This window comes from Rathayibacter sp. AY1D1 (assembly GCF_002932635.1).
Classification (GTDB): Bacteria; Actinomycetota; Actinomycetes; order Actinomycetales; family Microbacteriaceae; genus Rathayibacter.
The window spans coordinates 13,534-34,501 of sequence record NZ_PSVY01000025.1; the positions used below are offsets into that span (position 1 = coordinate 13,534).

Sequence of the window (20,968 nt, forward strand, 5' to 3'; positions counted from 1 at the left end):
AAGCGAGGGTGTGAAGCGAGAGCTTCTAGGCCCGTCGCGTGAGCGGCGGGCCTAATGCGTTAAGTCGTGGTGATCGGCAACTCCTCGTTCGGCTCGGTCTCGGAGGTCCACCACACCGGCAGCCCTCGAGAATCGACCTCGATGCTCTCTACCAGGCGTTCGAAGAACACAGCCGACGACACATTGGCGTGACGCGCGAGCTGATCGAAACGGTCCTTCGCCGCGCGCTCGACCTTCCAGCCGGTCGCTACGGCGTCATTGAGCGAGCCGCGAGGTCGCCTGGGAGTAGCCATGCCTGAAAACATACCGCTGTCGCTAGCGATCGCGAGACGCGCTGCCCGGTGTGTCGCCGTCACAGGTCGAGCGAGCGTCGCGCGGCGACCACGAACGACGCGATCGAGTTGGGGTCGACGCGGAGATCTTCGCCCAGATGGATCAGGAGCCCCAACCGGTCGAGCGCTTCGACTTTGAGGCGCACCGCGGACGGCCGCAGGCGAGTAGCGCGCGCCAGCAGCTCCGGCGATGCCGCCGTGTCCGCGAGGAAGCTCAGCACACGGGTCATGTCCGGCTCGACAAGCGTCTGAATAGCTCCAAGCGCATCAGTGCCGTTCCCGGGGCCAAAGGCTTTAGTGCTCATCATCGATGCGCCCCCAAATCTGTCAACGAATATCCGTGCGGGTACTGGGCCGACCCCGTTACGCCTTGAACAAATCGCGGACTTGCGGGACGAGGGGCGCGCGCCGTGAGGCGATTCCGCACGCTCATTGCAGCAGCGGAAAGCGCCGAGACAAAGGCGTTGGTTCGAGGAAGTCCCAGCGCCTGACTCACACGCTTATCGCCAATCCATGTGCTGAGGATCAGCCGCGCGAAGGGGCGGACAGGCGTCGGCATAGTTGAGCGGATGACTCCGACTGTCCAGTCGGTCAACTCTTGCCCCTCACGCGACCAGGCAATCCGATCCTCCTCATAGGAGCGATAGAAGGAGTTTGCGGCATCTACGTCCTCTGGAACATTACTGAGCCCCATTGCGCGGCCAAGATTCGCGTAGAAGTCGATTGTTGCAACTTGCTCCGCCGACGTCAGCTCACGCCACCCATGCTTCTCTATCCACCGCATCGGTACTATTGCAAGACTGAAGAGAACATAGAGGAAATCTTCGCTGGGCGCTTTCACGTGGCGATGAGCCGAGACAAGTAGGTCGATCATTTCGAGCGCGCGATCTGACTGAAGTTCTCCGTCGATGAGTTCGTAGAGAATGAGCGCAGTGTCTACTGAGCGTTTTCTGGGTTCCGACTTGATAGCACCTGAACGGTGAAGCGTCCGAGCGATCGACGGGACAGCGAAGGACCGGTAGTAACTGAGCATCAGACCGATCTGCGCGTCGCGAGGCAGATCGAACATCACGAGCTGACGGTAGGTGTCGGCCCATGCCTCCCGCGGCGCAGCCGCGAGCGCACGGAGCCGTGCGGCGTGCGACGCGTGCATGAAACCACCCCCCGTCTGGCCGCTAACGACCAGTGTTGTACGTGTTCAATGAACCATAATGTGTCCGTGTGGTCAAAACCGGTACGCGCCCTCGTGTCGAGGGTGATGCTCGCTGCGAAGCTTCCGCGACCCCTGACCGCGGAGAGCCTGCTCGCCTACATGGAGGACCTTTGCGGAAGAGACATCGTGTTTCGTGACACGCCTCCCGCTCTCCTGCACGGGGGAGTGGTGAGCTACTGGCAGCGGACAAGTAGCAATAAGAACGTCATGTACATTCCCCACGACACGACGCGTCTACACCGCAAGCACAACCTGCAACATGAATACGGACACGTGCTGATGTGGTTCTTCCTCGATCAACAGGGGGTAACGATTGGAGTCGATCGGGAGGATCTAGCGGAGGCCATCGCAGACGCCCTCGCGAAAATTCAAGCGGCTGACGCGCTGGACCAGTCGATGCAACGCAACATAGGTTTCGGCGGAACGCTATGGTGATGATTCTCGAGTGGGTCATCGTTGCAGCAAGCGCTCTTCCAGTCATCGCCCTAATTGCGACACGAAATGCCTTCAAATATCCTTTGTTGACGATAGGGTGCGTGGGCTTTGCGATACTCCTTGCCCTAAAGAACACGCTTCTCTACACAGTCATCGATCAGGCTGTAGGCGGCCACAACCGGGCCGTTCTGCTAATGCACATGGCTGGACTCGTCGCAACCATCATCTTCGATGACATAATTATTCGTTCCGCCACTTCAACAAAAATCCGGACGCGCTTGCGGTTCACCGTCTACTTGCTTGGTCTGACGGGCGCGTGCCTACAGGTGGCGGTCTTTATGGCCAGCAGCTGGCCTATTACCGATGTCGAGCTTATCTACTATGACCGCGAAACGTCGGCGCTCGCGTTCAAATCGGTGCTTTGGCTTTCTCTCATCACGACAGCAAGTATGGGGCTTGTTGCCTGCCGTAGGAACATCCGTGTTCACTTCGGTTTTCATCGACGGCTGCCTATCTACTTGATCGCCATCGGTTGTTTCGGAGTGCTGCTAGTGACTCTGCTCGTTGCTAGGGGCTGGGTAGATTCGGTCCACATCTCCAAAGGGATGGATCTGGCCCTGTCGCTGGCGGGCGGGGCTTTCCTCGCGGCCGGCTTCAGCTACGCACCGATTACTGACCGGTGGCGGGCTCGTCAGCAGCACCAGCGCGAGCGATACCATCTGGTCAGACTGAGGCCGATCTGGACGGACCTCATGACGCAAATTCCGGCGGCGCGACGCCGGAACGGTGGCCGTGATGATGATGATTACAGCGAGCTGTATGGCTACCTCTCCGAGTGCGAGGACGCCCTATTACTTCATGCGAATCTCTCTGGCGACCAGTACAGAGTGTTAGAAGAAGCCCGCGCCTACGTGCACGAACGACAGGGAGTACCTCATGACTGATTCCGAGTCAGGAGCGGGCACCCCAACGAGCCCCGGTGGGATCACCGTCTCGAAGGAGGAGCTGGCGCAGCGTCTGCGACTCGCAACCGACCGGTACGAAACCATGCACGGGCGTCAGCCGTCCTGGGCCGTGGTGGAGGAACACGTCAAGGCCGCGGGGGTCGACCTCTCTCGCACCAAATGGCACTACATGCTGTCCGGCTCTCACGTCCTCGCAAAGGACATTAGCGTGTTCGAGGCGCTGGGCGATCTGTTTGACGTCCCCTCCACCTTTTTCTATCGGGCCGAAGAAAATGTGCCGCCGCAGCTTCAAGAGGCTATGCCGGCCGTCCTCGACCTTCGGAGAAATCGAGTCCGAAGAGAAATGCGCTCTATCGGGGAGATTTCACCCGAAGCAGAGGCGGCAATGGAACGCATCCTTGCGGAGCTTGAAGCGGAATAAATGTGCTAGGGCGTGTGACTGCTTTTGATCCACGATGTGAAGCCGTCGAGTACTTCATCGAATCGCTCGGTGTCTATCGAGTACATGACCGATACCCCGCGACGTCCACCGGGTGGAAGATGAGTACTCACGCGGACGATACCGGCACTTTCGAGCGTTGAGAGACAGCGCGAGAGCGATGCGTCGGTCATATCGACGGAACGTTTTAAATCTCCGAAGTACATTCCGGTTTCGCCCCACAATGCGCGGATGACTTCGCCGTTTTTCTTCGCCAGAACGGCTTGAGTCAACAGAACCTCCGGTGGCAAGGCAGGCACATCGGGGGTGCCGGGCTCGGAGGTCATCACAACATCATGGCGTATGGGGTCCCCGCCGAGACATCTTCGGGTATCGATGCGCAAGTAAGACTGCACCGGCTGAGTTCCGGATGTCAACTCATGCAATCATGACCCCAAAAAGTGATATCTTCGAGGTGTGGGGGTGGCTGTCGCTCCTGCTCATCTCGCAGGGGGCACAACTTGAGTGCAGTTCACCAGCGGACCGTAAGCGAGCGGTGCGCACGCGCATGGCTGCTTGGGGTGTCCGTTTCGATCGCAGGACTCCTCTCGGCCTGCTCACCACCCGCTGCCCCTCCGACTGCTGAGAACTCGCAAGCTCAGACGCCGGCCGTCTCGACCAGTTCTGATGCCGCCGAGGGTTCGCCGGCGCCGGCCGCATCAGCGACCGAGGCGGCGCCGGTCGACGCCGAGCCGGCTCCGGCTCCGAGTGTCGAGGCCGACACTCTTGCGACCGCCACGGCCGCTGTCACGGCGTTCTGCCGGCCCTCCCTGGATTACGACACGTGGATCGCTGAGCTGTACCCGTTCCTCAGCCAGCAAGCGGCGGTCGCCTACGAAACGGTCGACCCTGCCAACGTGCCCTGCACGACCGTCATTGGTGCCGCGTCGGTCCGGGACGGGGACGGCGCCTTCACGATGCGGATCCGGGTTCCCACGGATGCGGGGGAGTACTCCGTGTACGTCCACCGCACCGTCGAGACCGGTCCGTGGGCTGTCGAGCAGATCACCCCCTTGGCGTCGGAGTAGCCCGGTGGCGAAGGGGGGAATGGGGGTTCTCGCGGCGGTCCTGGCACCGCTTCTCGCGATTGCACTGCTGTTGTGGCTGCTGTTCTTCGGCGCCGCTGAGGATGCGGCCGCAGCATGCCTGCCTGGCGGCGGACCGGTGAACGTGTCCGCGATCCCCGCGGACGCGAAGGTCGGGGCCTACGGGCACGACCAGCTCGTGAACGCTGCGCTGATCGTCAACGCGGGCGCCGCGAAGGGCCTCGGCGCCGATGGGCAGACGCTCGGCGTGCAGACGGCGATCGGGGAGTCCTCCCTGGTGAACATCAACTACGGGGACGGAGCGATCAACCCGGACGGTTCGGTCGCTGACTCGATCGGCCTGTTCCAGCAGCAGTCGAGCTGGGGCACCGTCGAGCAGCGCATGGACCCGACGACCTCGGCGGGCTTCTTCTACGACCGCCTCGTGGCTGTCGAGGGCTGGCAGGCGATGGAGCCGTCCATCGCGATCAACAGGGTGCAGCGCAACGCCGACCCGAACCACTACACGAAGTACCGCGCCGACGCCGTGGCGATCATGACCTACCTCATCGGCCTCGGCAGCAGCACGACCGCGACGACGACGGTGGCACCGGTGAGTGCCCCGTCGACGCCGATCGGCACCGCGCCCGCCTCACCGGCGCCGGTCGGTGGATGCGTCGCCGTGTCCGGCGATGCGCAGGCTCTCGCAGCGAACCTCGTCGTGGCCATGGACGCTGGCAACCTGACCCTTCTCGAGGACCGCTACGCGCAGCAGATCCGCGACATGGCTGCGGGCACCCCCAAGGAGAACTGCGCGATCGATGTCCGCATTCTCCAGATCATCACGATCGCCCTGAACACGTTCGGGAAGATCGGCGTCTCCGACCTCAACCGCCAGTGCACCGGGAGCCTGCTCGGCGCAGGCACCGGTTCCTCCCACTGGATGAACGGCGGCGGGAACGCCGTGGATTTTTACAGCTTCGCCGGCACCGCCACAACCGGCTGCGACCCCAACGCCCTCCAGCTCCTCGACGTCCTCGACCCTCAGGTGCCCCAGGGCTCTCGAGCCGGCCAGATCCAGTGCCGCTCGACCACGTATCAGCACATCACCCAGTTCGGTGACACCCCGAACCACCTGCACTTCGACGTCGCCTACGCCGACGGCCCGCTCACCACCGGATAACCGGACCCTTTCGACGTCGCACCCGCGGCGCCGATCACCCCGCACCACCCAACACAGAAAACGGAGCACACCATGTCTGCCCTGCTCGCAGCAACCACCGACATCCTCACCACCGCGGGCGCGCTCGGCGCGGTCGTGCCGGACCCGGGTCCCGGCGGCATGCCGCCCGGGTTCGAGGCCTTCACCACGGTCATGGGCTGGGCCAAGTGGGTCGGCCTCGGCGTCGCCGTCGTCGGCCTGATCATCCTCGGCGTCACCATGACCGTCTCCGCCCGCCGCGGCGAAGGCGGCGAAATCGGCGGCTGGCTCGGCCGCCTGCTCATCGGCGTGATCATCATCTCCGCCGCCTTCACCGTCGTCGGCTTCCTGATGGGCGCGTAGCGTCCCGGGAAACCACCACGACACCACCAACAGGAAGGCAAGGGACGTCATGAACGACTCCGAACCGCGCAACCCGTTCACCACGAAGGGCTTCATCATCGGAGCAACCGTCGTCGGAGTACTCGCCCTCTCAGGCATCGTGCTCGGCGTGACGTCCCTGGACGCCGGGGGAGGCGGAACCACTACCGCCGACCCCGGCGTCTCCACCCCCAACCCCAGCTCCACCCTCTCGGCGGAGGCCGAAAGCGTTTGTGGGCTCCCCGGCTACGAGGAGACCGGAACGCTTACCGCCGCCCCGACAACTGAGTGGACCATCGTCGGCACGATGGCCGCTCCTGAGTCAGCGGTCGTCGGTCCCGGAATTACCGGCACCGATGGGGTGCGCTCCTGTTACGCCCACACGCCTGAGGGAGCCCTGTTCGCGATTGCCAACGTCTGGGCAATGGGAACTGACGCCCGCCTGTCCTCGTTGGTGACCGCACAGCTCACGGTGCCAGGTGCCGGGCGAGACGCAGCATTGGCCAAAGACACAACCCAGAGCAACACGGGTTTGAGCGCGCAGATCGCCGGGTTCAAGCTGCTGTCCTATTCGGGTACAGATGCGACAGTCGACACTGCTTTCCAGGTAAGCAACGGCTCTCTCCTCAGCTTCGCCTACGCGTTGAAGTGGGTAGAAGGCGACTGGAAGATCGTCCTCACCGATGAAGGCGATCCCACCTTTCGCCCTGTCGCCCTGCAAAGCCTGGGCGGTTATGTGACGTGGAGTGGCGTCTCGTGACCCCCGCACCTACTGGCGAGCCTTGCAGCCCCGCGGACGTCTTCTGCTGGACCGGCGCAGCTATCGGCAACGTCGTCTCGAAGGCGTCGAACGACGCCCTGCAGCAGTTCGTCAACAACATACTGGAGGGCTACGGCAAGGCCATCGCCTCGCTCGGCACCGTCTGGATGAACGTGCCCTCCCCGGTCACGGTCGTGGACCAGGGCGGCGGCGTCAACGGCGGCGGCACACCGCCGCTACCGGAGGCGTTCGAGACGATCCTCGGCTACGTGACGTGGGTCTCCGCGGGCCTGGCCGTCATGTCCCTGATCGTCGCTGGCGTGATGATGGCGAGCCGTCGCCGGCACGGCGACGGCGAAGCTCACATGGGCCGCATCGGCGTCATCCTCCTGGCCGTACTGCTGCTGTCCTCGGCGTCGGCGCTCGTGACCGGGTTCCTGCCGCTGGCGATGCACCTGAACGAGTCCTCCTCGGTCGTCGGCTGGGTGCAGGGGCAGTTGCAGTGGTACACCGGGGGCCTCGCGATCCTCGCGATCCTCGTCGCGGCGGGCCGCATGGTGTGGACGCAGCGCGCTCTGCCGCTGCGCGAGCTGGCTGGGTCCGTCATCACGCTGATCGCTGTGGCCGGCGCGGGCCTGGTCGTCATCCGCCTGGCGACGCAAGCGGGGGATGAGTTCTCGATCTGGATTCTCAACAACTCGACCGACTGCGACGTGTCGCAGCAGGGCGAGAGCAACTGCTTCGGCACCAACGTCTTCGCGATGATCGCACTCACCGCGACCTCCGGAATCGGTCTGATCGGCCTGTTCTTGCTGGGGATGCTCGCGGTGTTCATGACCTACGTGCAGATCGCGCTGATGGTGTTCCGTGGCGCGATGCTCGTCGTCCTGGCCGGGATCTTCCCGCTCGCCGCCTCGTTCACGAACACCGAGATCGGTCGGCAGTGGTTCAAGAAGGCGATGGCCTGGACCCTCGCCTTCATCCTCTACAAGCCCGCCGCGGCGATCGTGTACGCGATCGCCTTCCGGATGACCGGCACCGACCTGTTCAAGTCAGACGGCACGGGGCTCTTCCAGATCGTGACGGGCCTGGCCCTGATGCTGATCGCGCTCGTGGCCCTGCCCGCGCTGATGCGCTTCCTCGTGCCGGCCGTTGCGTCGGTCGGCGGGGGCGGTGCCGCGGGCCTGCTGCTGGGAGCTGCGGCCCTTTCGGCCGCGGGTGACGTCGCGACGGGCGCGATCCGTGCCAGCAACAACGGCGGCGGGGGAGGCGGTGGCGGTGGCGGCAACAGCTCGTCTACGGACGGACCGACCGGCAGCACATCGTCACCGGGCTCTCCCGCGTCATCCCCGGGCGCTGACCCTTCCGGGTCGGCGGCAACGGCGGGTAGCGGCGCGGGTGCGGGTGCGGGAAGTGCCGCGACCAGTGGTGCAGGAGCCGGAGCGTCGAGCGGCGCCGGGGCAGGCGCAGCAGCGGGCGGGGCGGCGGCTGCCGCCGGTCCGATCGGCGCCGGGATTGCCGTCGCGACGAAGGCGGCGGAGGGCGCGAAGCATGCCGCGCAGGCGGTCAAGGCGGGCACCGAAGAGGCGACCGGTAGCAACGAGAACGGGAGCTAACCCATGAGCAACGCAACTGCCACCGATCCGGTGAAGGCCCGCACCTACGGCAACTGGCGAAAGCCGCAGACCGCCGGTCTCGGCGGGCTGGGGCAGCTCGCCACCCTCGTGATGTTCGTGGGCATCGTGTCCTCGATCATCGCGTCCATGTTCTCCGGCCTGGGGCCGGCTCTAGTCGTCGCCGGGATCTTCGGCGGCATCCTCCTGAGCGTCTCGGTCAAGGACAAGCACGGGCAGTCAGCCCTGGGAAGGACGGTGGTCCGCGTGAACTGGTGGCGCACCAAGAGCAAGGGAGCGAACATCTACCGCTCCGGACCCATCGGCCGCGCGAAGTGGGGAACGTTCCAGCTCCCCGGGCTCGCGGCGGCGTCGCAGCTCACGGAGCACGAGGACTCCCACGGCCGCCGGTTCGCGCTGATCAGCACGCCCGCCACGCGCCACTTCACGATCGTGCTCGCGACCGAGCCGGACGGCGCCGCGCTGGTGGATCAGGAGCAGATCAACAACCAGGTCGCGGAGTACGGCATCTGGCTCGCGAACCTCGGAGACGAACCGGGCATCGAGGCCGCGTCGGTCACGGTCGAGACGGCGCCCGACACGGGTACGCGCCTGCGCGGTGAGGTCGAGGGGTCGATGGACCCGGACGCCCCGCTATTTGCTCGAGCGATGCTCTCGGAGGTCGTGGAGACCTACCCGGTGGGCTCCGCAACGATCCGCGCGTACATCGCGCTCACCTTTACCGCGAATGCTCGGATTAATGGGAAGCGCCGCAACGCACAGGAAGTCGCCTCCGACCTCTCCGCCCGCATCCCCGGTTTGACGTCTTCCCTCGCCGCCACCGGGGCCGGCGCAGCCCGCCCGCTCGGCGCGCAGGAAATCTGCGAGGTCATTCGCACCGCCTACGATCCCGACGCGGCCGTGCTGATCGATCAGGCGCGCGCGGAAGGGGAGACGGCCGATCTGTCGTGGACGGATGTCGGCCCTGCCGCCGCAGAGGCGCACTGGGACTCGTACCGGCACGACGGTGCGGTGTCGACGTCGTGGACGATGACGGCGCCCCCGCGTGGCGTGGTTCAGGCGGGCATCCTCGCTCGTCTGCTGGCACCGCACCGGGATATTGCTCGCAAGCGCGTCACACTGCTCTACCGCCCCATCGACCCCGCCCGCGCCGCGGCGCTGGTGGAAGCGGACCTCAACGCGGCGCAGTTCAACTCCTCCGCGTCCACCAAGCCCACGGCGCGCTCCACCCTCTCGACGCGCTCTGCGCAGGCCACGGCCGCGGAAGAAGCCGCCGGAGCCGGACTGATGAACTTCGGCCTCATCGTCACGGCCACGACCATGCAGCGCACACAGGAGCCGGAGGCTCGCGCGGCAGTCGACTCGCTGACCTCGGCCGCCCGGCTGCGGATGCGGCCGGCGTTCGGGTCGCAGGACTCCGCGTTCGCCGCGGCGCTGCCGCTGGGGCTCGTTCTGCCGCGGCATCTGCGCATCCCGAACGAGGTCCGGGAAGCCCTGTGACGATCGCCACCGCATCCGGGACGGCACTGGACGAGTGTCCGGTGCCGTCCCCGGTTAAGCCCCTTTTTCCCGCCTCGATCACTGCCGGAGGTTCCCAGTGAGCATCACCACCAAGCTCTTCTCCCGCCACCGCGACGAGCCCGACCCCGTCGACGTCCCCGCTGCTGTCGACGGGGACGAGCTGCCCACCGGCGCCGTTGACGTCGACCAGGACGCGGAGGCTGTGGACGTCGACGCGATCGACACGGCCGTGCCCACGGGCGCGGTCGGTGCCCCGTCGACGGCGCAGGCCGCGGCGGCGTCGACGGACAGCCGCGCCGGGTCTCGCCGCGCGCGACGGGTGCAGGAAGAGGCCGCGGCCGCACGTGCGGCCGCGTCACCGCTGGCGCGCGAGAAGCCCTCGAAGCGGTCGCGGAAGAAGCGGGCGATTCCGCACCAGGGCGGGAAGCAGAAGATCGAGAAGGAGCCGACGCCTAAGCGCCCGCTGCGGCCGACGTCGACGGGATGGCTCGGCCGCGGGGGAGGGCAGGCCGTGTCGGTCCAGCCCGCCGATGAGTTCCGCGCGACCACCGTGCAGGTGTGCGGGCTGTACCCGTTCTCGGTCGGCACCGGAACACCCATGATCGGCGTCCCGCTCGGGAAGAACCTCGCCACCGGCGCGTCGGTGCTGTGTGACCCGATTTCGTGGTTTCAGCGGGCGCAGCTCATCTCCAACCCCTCGATGTTCGTCCTCGGCAAGCCGGGCCTGGGGAAATCTTCGCTGACCCGCCGCATGGCGACCGGCCTCGCCGGCTACGGGACTCTGCCGCTGGTCCTGGGGGATTTGAAGCCTGACTACGTGGACCTGATTCGCGCGATGGATGGGCAGGTCATTACCCTCGGCCGCGGCCGGGGGTATCTGAACATCCTCGATCCGGGAGAGGCGACGACGGCGGCGCAGCGTCTCCGCGAGGACGCTGACCGGGCGCTCGCGCGCGCGGCGGAGCTCGACGCCCGCGGGGAGGACTCGAAGGAGGAGCGCAAGCACGCGGTGAAGTCGCAGCGCCTCGCATCTCAGGTGCTCGCGGACGCGCACGGCCGCCGGCACACGATGATCGCAGCGCTACTGACGATCCTCCGCTCCGAGCCGCCCTCGGACCGCGAAGAAACGATCATCGACCGGGCGCTGAAGTACCTGGACGAGACGCACGAGGGCATCCCCGTCCTCGCGGACCTCCTGGCCGTGATCCAGGCGGCGCCGGAGGAGATTCGTCAGGTCGCGCTCGACCGCAACGACCTCAACCGGTACAAGGCGATCACGGAGAATCTCGAAGCCTCGCTGATCGGTCTGACGACCGGTGGCCGGCTGGGGGAGATCTTCTCCCGCCAGACCACTACCCCGATGCGGCGGGACCGGCCCGTGGTCTACGACGTGTCCTCGATCGATGACTCTGAGGGCGATCTGCAGGCCAGCATCCTCCTGGCGTGCTGGTCCGCCGGGTTCGGAACCGTCAACGTCGCGTCCGCTCTCGCAGAGGCGGGGTTGGAGCCGCGCCGGCACTACTTCGTCATCCTGGACGAGCTGTGGCGGGCGCTGCGCGCAGGCCGCGGCATGGTCGATCGCGTCGACGCGCTCACCCGCCTCAACCGTGCCCGCGGTGTCGGCCTGGCGATGATCAGCCACACCATGAGCGACCTCCTCGCCCTGGCCTCGCAGGAGGACCAGATGAAAGCCCGCGGGTTCGTGGAGCGCTCCGGCATGGTCATCTGCGGAGGCCTGCCCGGTGCGGAGATGCCGCTCCTGACCTCCGCCGTCCCTCTGTCGAACGCGGAACAGAACATGCTCACGTCCTGGCAGGACCCGCCCGCGTGGGACCCGGTATCCGGACACGAGTCGGAGCCTCCCGGCCGGGGCCGGTTCCTGATCAAGGTGGGCGGCCGGCCCGGCATCCCGATCCGGGTGCAGCTCACCGCCGCCGAGCTGGACGTCAACGACACCAACAAGCTCTGGCACACCACCTCCCGCGCGGGACGGGCGAACGAGCCTCTGGCGACCGATCCGGTGGTCGTGGAGATTCTGCCGTGAACATCCTCACTGAGTCTTTCGCGATCCCCGCGGCGATCGGGGGGACATGCATGTTCGTGGGCTCGGCCGGGAATGTGATCCTTGACGTGATCAACCTCCGCGAAGAGGTCACGAGGGAGCATCTGCTGCACGGGGCATCCGCGCTGCTGCTGGCCGCCGCGTCAGGCTGGATGGCTTTCGCCGCCTGGATGGTGATCACCGGATGACCTGTCCCTCAACGGTCGTCTACGACGGTTACCTCTGGGGCTGCTCGATGACGACGATGCGCCCGCACAGGGACCACATGACGGACCTTCCGTGCGAGTACGCCGACAACGGCCAGGCCGTCCTCACCTGGGGTACTAGCTGGCAGGCGGCACCCGCCGACACGACGCCCCGCTATGACGGGCCGATCTATGAATGCTGCGAGCCGCGCCGGTTTCTGCCTGCGCCCGTTCCGCTGGCGGAGCTGGTGACGTCGTGACCATGCCCCGCACCATCGCCGCTCTCCTGCGGGGGCCGCTCGGTCAGGTCGGCGCGATCGCCGGGCTCCTGGCCGTCGCGGTCCTCGTGGCCACCGCCGCCTCGTTCGCGTTCACCGCGGCCGTGGAGCACGCGATCCCCGCTCGCGCCCCTCTCACTACAGCACCGACCGAAGGAGTCACGCCATGAGCCCGTCGAACAATCGCAAGCGCGAGCCGGGGCGATCCGGCACCCCGTGGTGGACATACCCGGTGGCGGTGGTGTTCGTGGGAGCGATCGCTCTCTTCGTTGCCGTCCGGTACGGGTCCGAGAAGGACGGCGTGAATCCCGATATCGGGACGTTGGAGCCGCTGGGCGTCATCGTGGGCCTGTTTGACGGAACGGTGGTGTGGCCGCCCACCGCAATACTGATCTGCGCAGTGGTGGGCGCCGTGGTGGCCCTGTTCGGGACGCTGTTCCTGTGGGCACGCCTGTCGGGCCGGAAGGAGCGCCGGGCGCGAGCTGTCGCCAACCGTGCCGCTAGTCACATGGCCACGGAGGGCGACCTGGAGCACCTGCGGGTGAAGGAGGCGACCGCGAAATCTCGACGGTTGGGCGTGAAGAACAGCCCCGGCATCCCATTGGGGACGATCGCTCCGGCGAACAGGAAGCAGGTGTTCGCGTCGTTCGAGGACATGACCACCCTCATCGCGGGTCCTCGCGTGGGGAAGTCGACCAGCTTCGTCATCCCCGCGGTGATGGCAGCTCCTGGCGCGATGGTGACCACCTCGAACAAGCGCGACGTGCTCGATGCGACTCGCGACGTGCGGGCCGCGTTCGGTCAGGTGTGGGTGTTCGATCCTCAGCGCGTCGCGCGGGAGGAACCGACCTGGTGGTGGAATCCGCTCACCTACGTGACGGATGACACTCGGGCGGCGAAGCTCGCCGGCTACTTCGCGGCCGGCAGCCGCAAGGCCGGCTCGTCCGGTGGCGACAACGCGCACTTCGAGGCCAACGGGAAGCTGCTGCTGGCGAGCTTCCTGCTCGCCGCGGCCGTCTCGGGCCGGCCAATCCGGGACGTGTACACGTGGACCACGGAGCCCACCAACGAGGAGACGGTGCGCATTCTCCGCAAGGGCGGCTACCCGTTGCAGGCGGACGGGCTGCTGGGCCTGTTGCAGTCGGACCCCAAGCCGCGCAGCGGCTACTTCGTCACCGCGCAGGAGATGGCGTCGAGCTTGCAGAACACGTTCGTGTCCGACTGGATCAATCCTCGAGAAAATGAGACGCGACCGGAATTCAAGGCCGCCGATTTCGTGCGTGGCCGGAACACCCTCTACAGCCTCTCCAAGGAAGGAGCTGGCACCGCCGGCCCCCTGGTCACCGCGCTCACCGCGGCGACGCTGGAAGCGGCGACGGACCTCGCGGACGTGTCCGCGGGCGGGCGGATGCAGACTCCGTTGGTCGCGATCCTGGACGAGGCCGCGAACGTGTGCCGGTGGCCGGACCTGCCCGACCTGTACTCGCACTTCGGGTCCCGGGGCATTCCGATCATGTCGGTGTTCCAGTCCTACTCGCAGGGCGTGGCCGTGTTCGGGAAGGAAGGCATGGAGAAGCTGCGCAGCGCGTCGAACGTGTTCATCTATGCCGGCGGTGTCCGGGAGAACGACTTCTTGAAGAACCTCTCTGAGCTGGTCGGCACCTATGACCGGGAGGCGTCCACGGAGAGCTTCAACAAGGGCGTGCGGTCCACGTCGACGTCGTTGAAGCGTGAGCCAATCCTGGAAGTGGACGAGCTGGCGAACCTGCCTCGCGGCTACGCGGTCATGCTCTCTTCCGGCGCGCGCGCGGCGATGCTGCGCACGATCCCGTGGTTCAGGGGACCGAAGAAGCAAGTTGCCGCGATCAAGGCCTCTATCGCCGCGCACGACCCCTCCAAGCAGCCTGCCGTGGTCGAGGAAACCGCCCCGGCTGCGGCGGCCGGCCCCACGGCAACCGAGCCCACCGTGGAGGACACCGCAACCGCCGTGGTCGAGGACTCGACGGTCACGGCCGCGGGCGAGGACACGTCGGCCGCGGCCGACAGCGAGAACGTCGCTCCGGCAACCGCGGCGGCGGCGGGCGCTCCGGCCGCGGAGGGCGCAGCGCTGCGGGACCTTCTGCGGACGAAGGACGCGGACACGGCGAAGGACCGCGCTGATGCCCCTGCCTGACCCGTTCGATGAGGAAGACCCGTTCGCCGGAGGCGAGACGCCCTCGACCACCGAACCGGACCCGGCACCCACTGAACCGGCGCCGACCGTCGCCGCTCCGGTGCCGACGACGAGCGACGTGTCGGCACCGGCAGAGGAGCCGGGGGCGGAGCGGGTGTACGGATCGGTGGATGAGTGGCTGCGGAAGTACTGGCGGTTCTCCTACCGCCGCCGCGTGTCCGCGAAAGGTCCCGCTACCGGACGGTGGAAAGCCGAGTGGTGGAACAGTGACGAGGCCGTGCAGCGGTTGGAGACGTTGTGGCTGAGTTGGGAGGACGCACGCCGGGAACCCGGTCTGCCGTTGAGCGCCTGGTGGCTGAACCACGCTGGCCCGCACATGGCCGTGCTGCTGTCTCACGATGGGCCGTTCGCCGGGTCCACGGACGAGAACGAGCCTGGCGAAGCACTGCCGTACAGCCGGCCGCCGGATCACCTGTTCCCGCCGGACCGACAACCCGACTGACCCGGGGCAAAATGAGAGGGAGGGCAGCGCATGATGCGCTGCCCTCCCTCTCGTATGTGCAGCCGCCTATCGGGGCTGTGGACGCTGCTTCGCCGCCTACCGCCACCGGCTTACCGCTGTTCTCTCCGCACAACCGACGAGCTGGACAACTTGAACCGGAGTGAGGGTGCGCCCTACGCGTCGTCTTCTCCTGCTGGTCGCGCTCGGCGCTAGGCTCCGAGGCATGGAAGCAGCCCGTCATTTCCGAGTACTGGCCTCAGCGGTAGGAGTGGCAGTGGCGCTGTTCTTGTCTGGCTGCGCTACCGCCGAGGATCCCATTGCAAGCTCTGCTTCCGCGACCGCGAGTCCTACTCGGTCTGCGACTCTGACTCCGACACCAACACCAACGCCGACGCCGACGCATGTGCTGACCGAGTCGATGGTCGGCGGCTTTATCTATCAGTTCAAGTGCTCGGGTGCGTCGACGATCTTCAATTCGCTTGAGGAGGTTTGGGCCGCTGGGACAGAGTTTTCATACTGTGAGACTATTCGCGTGAGCGGCGTAGCGCCGTCCGAGGCACAAAAGAGCATCTTCACATATGACTTCGATAATGCGGCATACGACAAGCTTTTAAAGGATTACTACAAATACTGCACCTCTTCGACACTCGGATCGACTGATCCGGCCGCTTTGAGCAAAAGCGAGTACGCTAATCGGCTTATTGCAGTGAAACTTTGCCCCAATAATCCAGGAGCTGCTCCGTACGCGCAGATTGTTGCCGGCGAAGAGCAGGCCGAGAGAGACGCAGCCTCGGCGGCGGCTGATGATGCTCGCTTGCGAGCCGAAGGAAGGCGAGTCGGAGACGGCACGTACCGGGTGGGGGAACCTGTGCTTCCAGGGACTTATGTGAGCGAGGGAAGCATTAGCAACTGCTATTGGGAGCTCCTCGACAGCGCCGGAAATATCATTGACAACAACTTCGTGTCTTCAGCGCTTCGCCTGGAAGTGGTCGTAGTAAGTGACGCCTATTCCTTCAGCTCCAATGGATGCGGCACATGGGATTTACAAGAATAGTGAACTAAAAGCAGTTCAATAGAAGTAGGGCGCCGCCATGGTGCATGTGGCGTGCTCGAACAAGCAGAATTGCCTATGGACACTCACCAAAATCGCCACGGCGAGACATGGTATCCCGTCGAGATTTGACCCCCGAATGAGGATTTGATCCAGGATGCAGATGTGCCTACAGTGCGAGGAACTCATGACTGTGAGCACTCGAAATTAGGGGATTTCCATGCACGCACGACGTAAAGCCGCTTCACTACTCGGAGTGGCCCTCTTCCTGGCGACAAGCCTGATCGCATCAGGGCCTGCGCAAGCCGAGACAAGCGCCACCACTAGCACGCTCTCGCCCGAAGTACTACATGACACGAAGATCGGTGATTCTCTGATCTTTTCCGACCCGGCCGCGACACCTGCTCAAGCGACGCCCTCATCCTCGGGGCAAACGTCACTGCGCGCTGCGTCCTTCACCATCACCTGCACGGTCGACGCGCAGAACCCGCACATCTCCGAAGGCGCCCGCAAGAAGGGCCAAATCTATGTGATCTACAAGACCAACGTGAAGTGCACCGGCACCGGCTCCTACCCCCCTACGGCCTCAGTCAGAGTGAGAAGTGGCCTGATGTGGGACAGCGCTTCCTACAACGGAGACACCAGCAACGGTGTGAACTGGCAGCAGGTAAAATCGAACGACGAACCGCGCACCGTCAAGGTGAATGGCTCCGGAAACGTCTTCTACACGCCTGCAGCCGATAAAGCCGGCTCCACCTTGACGGGCCACTATCAGGGTTCATCGACCATCGAGATCATTACCCCCACAGGTCAGAAAACTGGATCCGACATATCGTCTCCTGTTTTTTGCAAGCCGACGACTCAGACGGCAGTCTGCTCTTAGCCGATCCGCTCCATAACAACTTCCGGGGGCGGCGTCAACCAGATCAACGTGACGCCGCCCCCATCCTCATCAAAGCGAGCCGCAACCGAAAATCCGCCGTCTGACGCATTTTTCTTTGCCCACTCTAAAGCCTCTGAAGCCGATCCTCCATCGAGATTGAAGGCGCTGATGCGCCGCCCCGGATTTACAATCATAATCCGGTAACCACTTGCTGTCATTTCCGTCGAAGAATCTCTTTCATCTACTGAATAAACATTCATTTTAGATAAACTGTTTCCAATCGCTAATAGCAAGATATTTGGGCGTGCGCTTCAAGATGCCTTGCGGCATATCGGTGTTAGTAGTATCAGCCCGAATGGTAGCAACCTCATCAGCTGGGACCACGCGGGTTTCGTTCATCAGACCGGCGAAGTATTAGAAGACCTTTCCTTCTGACGTGTCGGGCTGCGTACAGCTCCTAGAAACTCTGCTCCGGTGTCTGCCGGGAGCGGTTTGCCGTGCGACTCGGAGTGGTCTGCGGGACGTTCACCTTGTGCGCTCCGGGCGTCGCGGGAACCGCTTCGGACACGGGCTTGCCCTGTGCGATCGTCGCGCGCATGCGCACGTCGATGGCCTCTTGCGGGATGCCGTGGGCTTTGAGTTCAGCGGCCATTGCGGTGCGGTGCTCGGCGCTGTCGTACGCTGCGGCGCCGTGGTTGCGCTCAGCGCTCGCGCGTCCCTGATCGGACGCGGCGGACGTCTCAGCGGCGCTCCTAGCGGCCGGCGCGGCCATAGCCGGCTCTGCGGTCGGGGTGGGGGCTTCGTCGCGGTAGAGCTGCGCCTGGGAGCGGGCATCGGTAGCCAGCTCTCGCAGCTCGTCGGGCGTGTGAGCGCTGGTGCCGCCCTGCTCGGCGGTCACGTCGTACTCGCGCGCCTGCAACTCCAACGCCGCCGCCTGATCGATGCGGAACTGATCAGGCGTCGGAGCATCGGTGACGGTGGGTGCATCGTCGGCGCGGGCGAGCGAGTTGTCTGCTCGATCATCCAGCCGGTTTGCTTCGCGCACTGCGTCAACCGCGTCCACGAACTCCACCGCAGCGGAGCCCCGCTCGCTCGTGGACAGGTTCTCCGACGCCGCCTGCTCCCGGTTCAGCTCCGCACGCGCCAGAGCCGCACGAACGTCTTCCGGGGCGGCTCCGGGACTGTTCACGTCGACGCCGTACCGCTCCTGCACTTCTCGAGCGATCGTCTCCGACGCGGCCTCGGCGCGCGGGTCGAAGTCCTTCCACTGCTGAGCCGTCTCGTGCATGCGCGCGATCTGGTCGACGTTCGCGCGGTCCCAGAACTCGGGACGCTCGACCAGTGCGAGCCGGTTCGCGGCGACGTCCCGCTCCCCCTCGAACCGGAGCTGCAACCCGCGCTGCTCTTGCTCGCTGCGCCGCTGCGCTTCGCGGGCCATTTCCTCGCGGGCGCGGGCGAACTTGTCCGCCATCTGCGCGGCGACCGCGATCGCCACCCGGAGCGCCTGCCCGGTGTCGTTCATTACCTCGTCGTGTTCCTCGGCCATGAGAGCCCCTTCCCCTACCTCTCCAACTCGTCGCGCTGCTGCGCGGGAGTGTTCGACAATCCCGGACCTGTCGTCGTGGTCGGCACGACCACCGGCCCGCTCGTGCGCGGCGGCAACGTCGTCGGCACCGGCGACCCGACACCGGAGCGGCCCGCGGCCAGCGCGGCGCGCTCCGCGGTCGCACGCTGCTCCGGCGACAACGAGGCCAACACGTTCGTGTGCTCCTGCGCCGTGTAAGCGTCACGAACCTTCGTCAACCGCTCACGCAGCGCCGCGGACAACTCCGCTGCGCGTCGCGCGTCGCCGGCGGCCTGCGCGGCACGGCGAATCGAGTTCGTCGTCGTCGCGAGCTGCCGGAACAGCAGCGCCTCCGCGGTCGCGTTCTTCCCCTTGGACACCTGCGCGAGGATCAGCGCTGTGGTGTTGCTCATCGACGGCATCGCCACCGGACGCGGCCGGCTCTCGGACGGCCGCAACTGCGCCGACCGGGCGAGCGTGCGCGCAGCATCCGCGAGCGGCCCGGGCGTCGTCTCCAACCGCTTTGACCATGCCGCGTAGGCGCCGGCCGTCTCGCGGGCGACGTGCGCCCACGCCGCGTGATCTTCCGGCGGAATCGTCTTGATGTACTCGTGCAGCCGCGTCATATCGCGTGCGTACAGGTCGAAGAACTGCGGGTTCATCTCGGCCTCTTCCCGGCCCGGATTTACCGGCCGGTACTGCCACGGGTTCTTGCTCGACGCGCGCCACTCTGCGACCGCTTCGGTCGCGGATTCCGGGCGGTCCGGCCAGCCCTTCCGAAGCTCGGGGAGCGACAGGTCACGGGCGAGCCGGAGGCCGCCGTGCCACACCGGCTGCTCACCCTTCGCGGGGCGCAGCGCCACCGAGTAACCGGTCACCACATCGTCTCGCCCGGCGGCGAAGCGGGGACGGATGAGCACACCTTCTCGCTTCATCCGGCGCACGAACTCACCCTCATCCACCGACGCTGTAGCCGCGGCCCGCACCGCCCTCTCCAACCGCTTCGCATCGACCTCGACCGCACCGCGCCGCCGCGCCGCCTCGCGCGCCGGCCGGCGCTCTTCGCGCTGCAACAACTCCGGCTGCTGCGCCGCGATCATCGGCGCCAGCTTGTGCTCGTGTTCCAGCTCACGAACCACCTTCATGGCCCGGTGGAAGTCGTTATGCGTCGACGCTTTGGTTCCGTCCTCACGCACCAGAGACACCGCCAGGTGGATGTGATCGTTGCCGTTCGAGGACACGCCGTGACGCACCGCGACCCACCGGCACGCGGCCTTCCCGCTGGCCTCCGTGAAACCCATCCGGTCCACGAAATCCTGCGCGATCTGCCCCCACTTCTCGTCGGTGAGCTGACCCTCCTCCGCCGCAAGAGACAGGGAGCAATGCCACACGTTCGCCTCCTCGCGAACCTTCACCACCTCGCCCGTCTCCGGGTCACGCTTGGACACCTGGCGCAGCACGTCGACCTCGAAATGCTTGCGCGGCTCATCGATGCTCTCAGCGATCGCCAGAGCGGTCGCGCGGTCCAACTCGTCGTACCCGTACAGCGCCATGATCGCCGCATCCCCCGCGACCAGGTGCGGCTCCGTGTGCTCGTTCGCAAACCCGCGTCCCGCGAGGTACGACATCAGCCCACTCATCTGCGCGCCACGGGTCACCTTCGCGATCACGTGCGGTTCACCACCGACAGCGCCTCGGACACCAGACCCGCCACCCGCCGGTACTCCGCCGTGACCTCCACGGCCTCCGCAACGTAGCGGCCCTCCGCGTTCGCGAACCGGGCAATCTGGTTGACGTTGTTCGACGCGTTGGCCATCTCGCGCTGCAACTTGAACAGCATCGCGACAGCCTCTTTCCGCTCCTTCGCAGTTACCACCTTCGCGTCCATCGCGGACTCGAACAACAGCCGCGCCACCGTCACATCTCGGACCTCCGCCCGGGCACGCAACTGTGCATCCTCCTCGGCCGTGACCTTCACCACGTATCGCTTCTCCCGCCGGCCCTCCGGCACGTTCGGACGGCGCTTACGCCCGAAGATCGGCCGCTTCTCCTCCGACTCGGACACGAGAACCACCATCCCTTCAAGGCCCAGCGCAGCGAACCCGCCAACCGGCGGGGACCATACGACCAGTATGCCCCGGTCCTCCACGCAGCGGAAGGGACGCGTGCGACATGGGGCACCCATGTCTATTGCTTGCTGACTCTGAAACTTCACGAACCGGACCGCGAAGCGGTAGGCCGGGTCCCGATCCGCGAAGCAGGATCGAGGACTGGCAGACGACGGCGGCGCCCGATAATCTGACGGTATGCCTGAGAAGACGATCG

At 65.7% G+C, this 20,968-nt stretch carries 25 protein-coding genes; 17 read left to right on the forward strand and 8 right to left on the reverse strand.

The features are described from left to right. Nucleotides 1-59: 59 nt before the first annotated feature. The 3 genes from C5C56_RS17540 to C5C56_RS17545 are packed head-to-tail and all read right to left on the reverse strand — an operon-like array spanning nt 60 to nt 1,404. Nucleotides 60-293 (reverse strand): hypothetical protein, encoded by a 234-nt coding sequence (locus C5C56_RS17540; protein ID WP_146076972.1) that lies wholly within the window; start codon nt 291-293, stop codon nt 60-62. Nucleotides 294-352: 59 nt separating this feature from the next. Continuing rightward, on the reverse strand, nt 353-637 hold the full coding sequence (locus C5C56_RS13795) for a hypothetical protein (protein WP_146083193.1): 285 nt from the start codon (nt 635-637) through the stop codon (nt 353-355). Then, nucleotides 637-1,404, reverse strand: coding sequence for an oxygenase MpaB family protein (locus tag C5C56_RS17545; protein WP_146083194.1), 768 nt, complete (start codon nt 1,402-1,404; stop codon nt 637-639). The genes C5C56_RS13795 and C5C56_RS17545 overlap by 1 nt, the downstream gene beginning before the upstream one ends. 348 nt (nt 1,405-1,752) lie before the next feature. Between C5C56_RS17545 and C5C56_RS17550 the strand changes: the two genes are divergently transcribed. Genes C5C56_RS17550 through C5C56_RS13810 form a run of 3 tightly spaced genes read left to right on the forward strand, consistent with a single transcriptional unit; the run spans nt 1,753 to nt 3,366 of the window. Continuing rightward, nucleotides 1,753-1,980: a hypothetical protein gene (locus C5C56_RS17550; RefSeq protein ID WP_146083195.1), complete on the forward strand. Its 228-nt coding sequence runs from the start codon at nt 1,753-1,755 to the stop codon at nt 1,978-1,980. Beyond that, complete coding sequence (locus tag C5C56_RS13805; RefSeq protein WP_146083196.1) at nt 1,980-2,924, forward strand: hypothetical protein; 945 nt, start codon at nt 1,980-1,982, stop codon at nt 2,922-2,924. The genes C5C56_RS17550 and C5C56_RS13805 overlap by 1 nt, the downstream gene beginning before the upstream one ends. Next, complete coding sequence (locus C5C56_RS13810; protein ID WP_104256219.1) at nt 2,917-3,366, forward strand: hypothetical protein; 450 nt, start codon at nt 2,917-2,919, stop codon at nt 3,364-3,366. Before C5C56_RS13805 ends, C5C56_RS13810 begins: the two co-directional genes overlap by 8 nt. A 5-nt stretch (nt 3,367-3,371) precedes the next feature. Here C5C56_RS13810 and C5C56_RS17555 read toward each other — a convergent pair whose 3' ends face one another. Next, complete coding sequence (locus C5C56_RS17555; RefSeq protein ID WP_146083197.1) at nt 3,372-3,710, reverse strand: helix-turn-helix transcriptional regulator; 339 nt, start codon at nt 3,708-3,710, stop codon at nt 3,372-3,374. A gap of 234 nt (nt 3,711-3,944) precedes the next feature. Here C5C56_RS17555 and C5C56_RS13815 point away from each other — a divergent pair, with 234 nt between their 5' ends. The 14 genes from C5C56_RS13815 (at nt 3,945) to C5C56_RS17570 (ending at nt 17,079) form a co-directional block, all read left to right on the forward strand. Then, on the forward strand, nt 3,945-4,451 hold the full coding sequence (locus tag C5C56_RS13815; protein WP_104256220.1) for a hypothetical protein: 507 nt from the start codon (nt 3,945-3,947) through the stop codon (nt 4,449-4,451). Nucleotides 4,452-4,470: 19 nt separating this feature from the next. Beyond that, a complete protein-coding gene (locus C5C56_RS13820) occupies nt 4,471-5,631 on the forward strand; it encodes a hypothetical protein (RefSeq protein WP_146083198.1) in 1,161 nt (386 codons plus the stop codon). A gap of 72 nt (nt 5,632-5,703) precedes the next feature. Next, nucleotides 5,704-6,012: a hypothetical protein gene (locus C5C56_RS13825; protein WP_104256222.1), complete on the forward strand. Its 309-nt coding sequence runs from the start codon at nt 5,704-5,706 to the stop codon at nt 6,010-6,012. Between the two features lie 49 nt (nt 6,013-6,061). Next, nucleotides 6,062-6,790 (forward strand): hypothetical protein, encoded by a 729-nt coding sequence (locus C5C56_RS13830; protein WP_104256223.1) that lies wholly within the window; start codon nt 6,062-6,064, stop codon nt 6,788-6,790. Next, a complete protein-coding gene (locus C5C56_RS13835) occupies nt 6,787-8,406 on the forward strand; it encodes a hypothetical protein (protein WP_104256224.1) in 1,620 nt (539 codons plus the stop codon). Before C5C56_RS13830 ends, C5C56_RS13835 begins: the two co-directional genes overlap by 4 nt. Nucleotides 8,407-8,409: 3 nt before the next feature. Beyond that, complete coding sequence (locus C5C56_RS13840) at nt 8,410-9,924, forward strand: SCO6880 family protein (protein WP_181074617.1); 1,515 nt, start codon at nt 8,410-8,412, stop codon at nt 9,922-9,924. Between the two features lie 382 nt (nt 9,925-10,306). Further along, nucleotides 10,307-11,989: an ATP/GTP-binding protein gene (locus C5C56_RS13845; protein ID WP_374953325.1), complete on the forward strand. Its 1,683-nt coding sequence runs from the start codon at nt 10,307-10,309 to the stop codon at nt 11,987-11,989. Further along, a complete protein-coding gene (locus tag C5C56_RS13850; RefSeq protein ID WP_104256225.1) occupies nt 11,986-12,195 on the forward strand; it encodes a hypothetical protein in 210 nt (69 codons plus the stop codon). Before C5C56_RS13845 ends, C5C56_RS13850 begins: the two co-directional genes overlap by 4 nt. Continuing rightward, nucleotides 12,192-12,452 (forward strand): hypothetical protein, encoded by a 261-nt coding sequence (locus C5C56_RS13855; RefSeq protein WP_104256226.1) that lies wholly within the window; start codon nt 12,192-12,194, stop codon nt 12,450-12,452. The genes C5C56_RS13850 and C5C56_RS13855 overlap by 4 nt, the downstream gene beginning before the upstream one ends. 2 nt (nt 12,453-12,454) lie before the next feature. Continuing rightward, complete coding sequence (locus C5C56_RS13860; protein ID WP_104256227.1) at nt 12,455-12,640, forward strand: hypothetical protein; 186 nt, start codon at nt 12,455-12,457, stop codon at nt 12,638-12,640. Next, on the forward strand, nt 12,637-14,643 hold the full coding sequence (locus tag C5C56_RS13865) for a type IV secretory system conjugative DNA transfer family protein (RefSeq protein ID WP_181074616.1): 2,007 nt from the start codon (nt 12,637-12,639) through the stop codon (nt 14,641-14,643). The genes C5C56_RS13860 and C5C56_RS13865 overlap by 4 nt, the downstream gene beginning before the upstream one ends. Next, nucleotides 14,630-15,145: a DUF4913 domain-containing protein gene (locus C5C56_RS13870; protein ID WP_104256228.1), complete on the forward strand. Its 516-nt coding sequence runs from the start codon at nt 14,630-14,632 to the stop codon at nt 15,143-15,145. Before C5C56_RS13865 ends, C5C56_RS13870 begins: the two co-directional genes overlap by 14 nt. Before the next feature lie 274 nt (nt 15,146-15,419). After that, complete coding sequence (locus tag C5C56_RS17565) at nt 15,420-16,199, forward strand: hypothetical protein (protein WP_146083199.1); 780 nt, start codon at nt 15,420-15,422, stop codon at nt 16,197-16,199. A 253-nt stretch (nt 16,200-16,452) separates the two neighbouring features. Next, a complete protein-coding gene (locus tag C5C56_RS17570) occupies nt 16,453-17,079 on the forward strand; it encodes a hypothetical protein (RefSeq protein WP_146083200.1) in 627 nt (208 codons plus the stop codon). Here C5C56_RS17570 and C5C56_RS13875 read toward each other — a convergent pair. From C5C56_RS13875 to mobC, 4 genes are all read right to left on the reverse strand, one after another. Continuing rightward, nucleotides 17,076-17,339 carry a hypothetical protein gene (locus tag C5C56_RS13875; RefSeq protein WP_104256229.1) on the reverse strand — a complete coding sequence of 88 codons (264 nt, stop codon included), beginning with the start codon at nt 17,337-17,339 and terminating at the stop codon, nt 17,076-17,078. The two genes, C5C56_RS17570 and C5C56_RS13875, sit on opposite strands and share 4 nt — an antisense overlap. Nucleotides 17,340-17,536: 197 nt before the next feature. After that, entirely contained in the window at nt 17,537-18,625 is a 1,089-nt protein-coding gene (locus C5C56_RS13880) for a hypothetical protein (protein ID WP_104256230.1), read from the reverse strand. A gap of 14 nt (nt 18,626-18,639) precedes the next feature. Continuing rightward, nucleotides 18,640-20,313: a relaxase/mobilization nuclease domain-containing protein gene (locus C5C56_RS13885; RefSeq protein ID WP_104256231.1), complete on the reverse strand. Its 1,674-nt coding sequence runs from the start codon at nt 20,311-20,313 to the stop codon at nt 18,640-18,642. Beyond that, nucleotides 20,310-20,720, reverse strand: coding sequence for a plasmid mobilization relaxosome protein MobC (gene mobC, locus C5C56_RS13890; protein WP_104256232.1), 411 nt, complete (start codon nt 20,718-20,720; stop codon nt 20,310-20,312). The genes C5C56_RS13885 and mobC overlap by 4 nt, the downstream gene beginning before the upstream one ends. Between the last annotated feature and the right edge of the window lie 248 nt (nt 20,721-20,968).

Bases quoted from the DNA above. Each gene is read 5' to 3' on its own strand.
- C5C56_RS17540 (WP_146076972.1), bottom strand. From the start codon at position 293: ATGGCTACTCCCAGGCGACCTCGCGGCTCGCTCAATGACGCCGTAGCG.
- C5C56_RS13795 (WP_146083193.1), bottom strand. From the start codon at position 637: ATGAGCACTAAAGCCTTTGGCCCCGGGAACGGCACTGATGCGCTTGGA.
- C5C56_RS17550 (WP_146083195.1), top strand. From the start codon at position 1,753: ATGTACATTCCCCACGACACGACGCGTCTACACCGCAAGCACAACCTG.
- C5C56_RS13805 (WP_146083196.1), top strand. From the start codon at position 1,980: ATGATTCTCGAGTGGGTCATCGTTGCAGCAAGCGCTCTTCCAGTCATC.
- C5C56_RS13810 (WP_104256219.1), top strand. From the start codon at position 2,917: ATGACTGATTCCGAGTCAGGAGCGGGCACCCCAACGAGCCCCGGTGGG.
- C5C56_RS17555 (WP_146083197.1), bottom strand. From the start codon at position 3,710: ATGACCTCCGAGCCCGGCACCCCCGATGTGCCTGCCTTGCCACCGGAG.
- C5C56_RS13820 (WP_146083198.1), top strand. From the start codon at position 4,471: ATGGGGGTTCTCGCGGCGGTCCTGGCACCGCTTCTCGCGATTGCACTG.
- C5C56_RS13825 (WP_104256222.1), top strand. From the start codon at position 5,704: ATGTCTGCCCTGCTCGCAGCAACCACCGACATCCTCACCACCGCGGGC.
- C5C56_RS13830 (WP_104256223.1), top strand. From the start codon at position 6,062: ATGAACGACTCCGAACCGCGCAACCCGTTCACCACGAAGGGCTTCATC.
- C5C56_RS13840 (WP_181074617.1), top strand. From the start codon at position 8,410: ATGAGCAACGCAACTGCCACCGATCCGGTGAAGGCCCGCACCTACGGC.
- C5C56_RS13855 (WP_104256226.1), top strand. From the start codon at position 12,192: ATGACCTGTCCCTCAACGGTCGTCTACGACGGTTACCTCTGGGGCTGC.
- C5C56_RS13860 (WP_104256227.1), top strand. From the start codon at position 12,455: ATGCCCCGCACCATCGCCGCTCTCCTGCGGGGGCCGCTCGGTCAGGTC.
- C5C56_RS13865 (WP_181074616.1), top strand. From the start codon at position 12,637: ATGAGCCCGTCGAACAATCGCAAGCGCGAGCCGGGGCGATCCGGCACC.
- C5C56_RS13870 (WP_104256228.1), top strand. From the start codon at position 14,630: ATGCCCCTGCCTGACCCGTTCGATGAGGAAGACCCGTTCGCCGGAGGC.
- C5C56_RS13875 (WP_104256229.1), bottom strand. From the start codon at position 17,339: ATGAATGTTTATTCAGTAGATGAAAGAGATTCTTCGACGGAAATGACA.
- C5C56_RS13880 (WP_104256230.1), bottom strand. From the start codon at position 18,625: ATGGCCGAGGAACACGACGAGGTAATGAACGACACCGGGCAGGCGCTC.
- mobC (WP_104256232.1), bottom strand. From the start codon at position 20,720: ATGGTGGTTCTCGTGTCCGAGTCGGAGGAGAAGCGGCCGATCTTCGGG.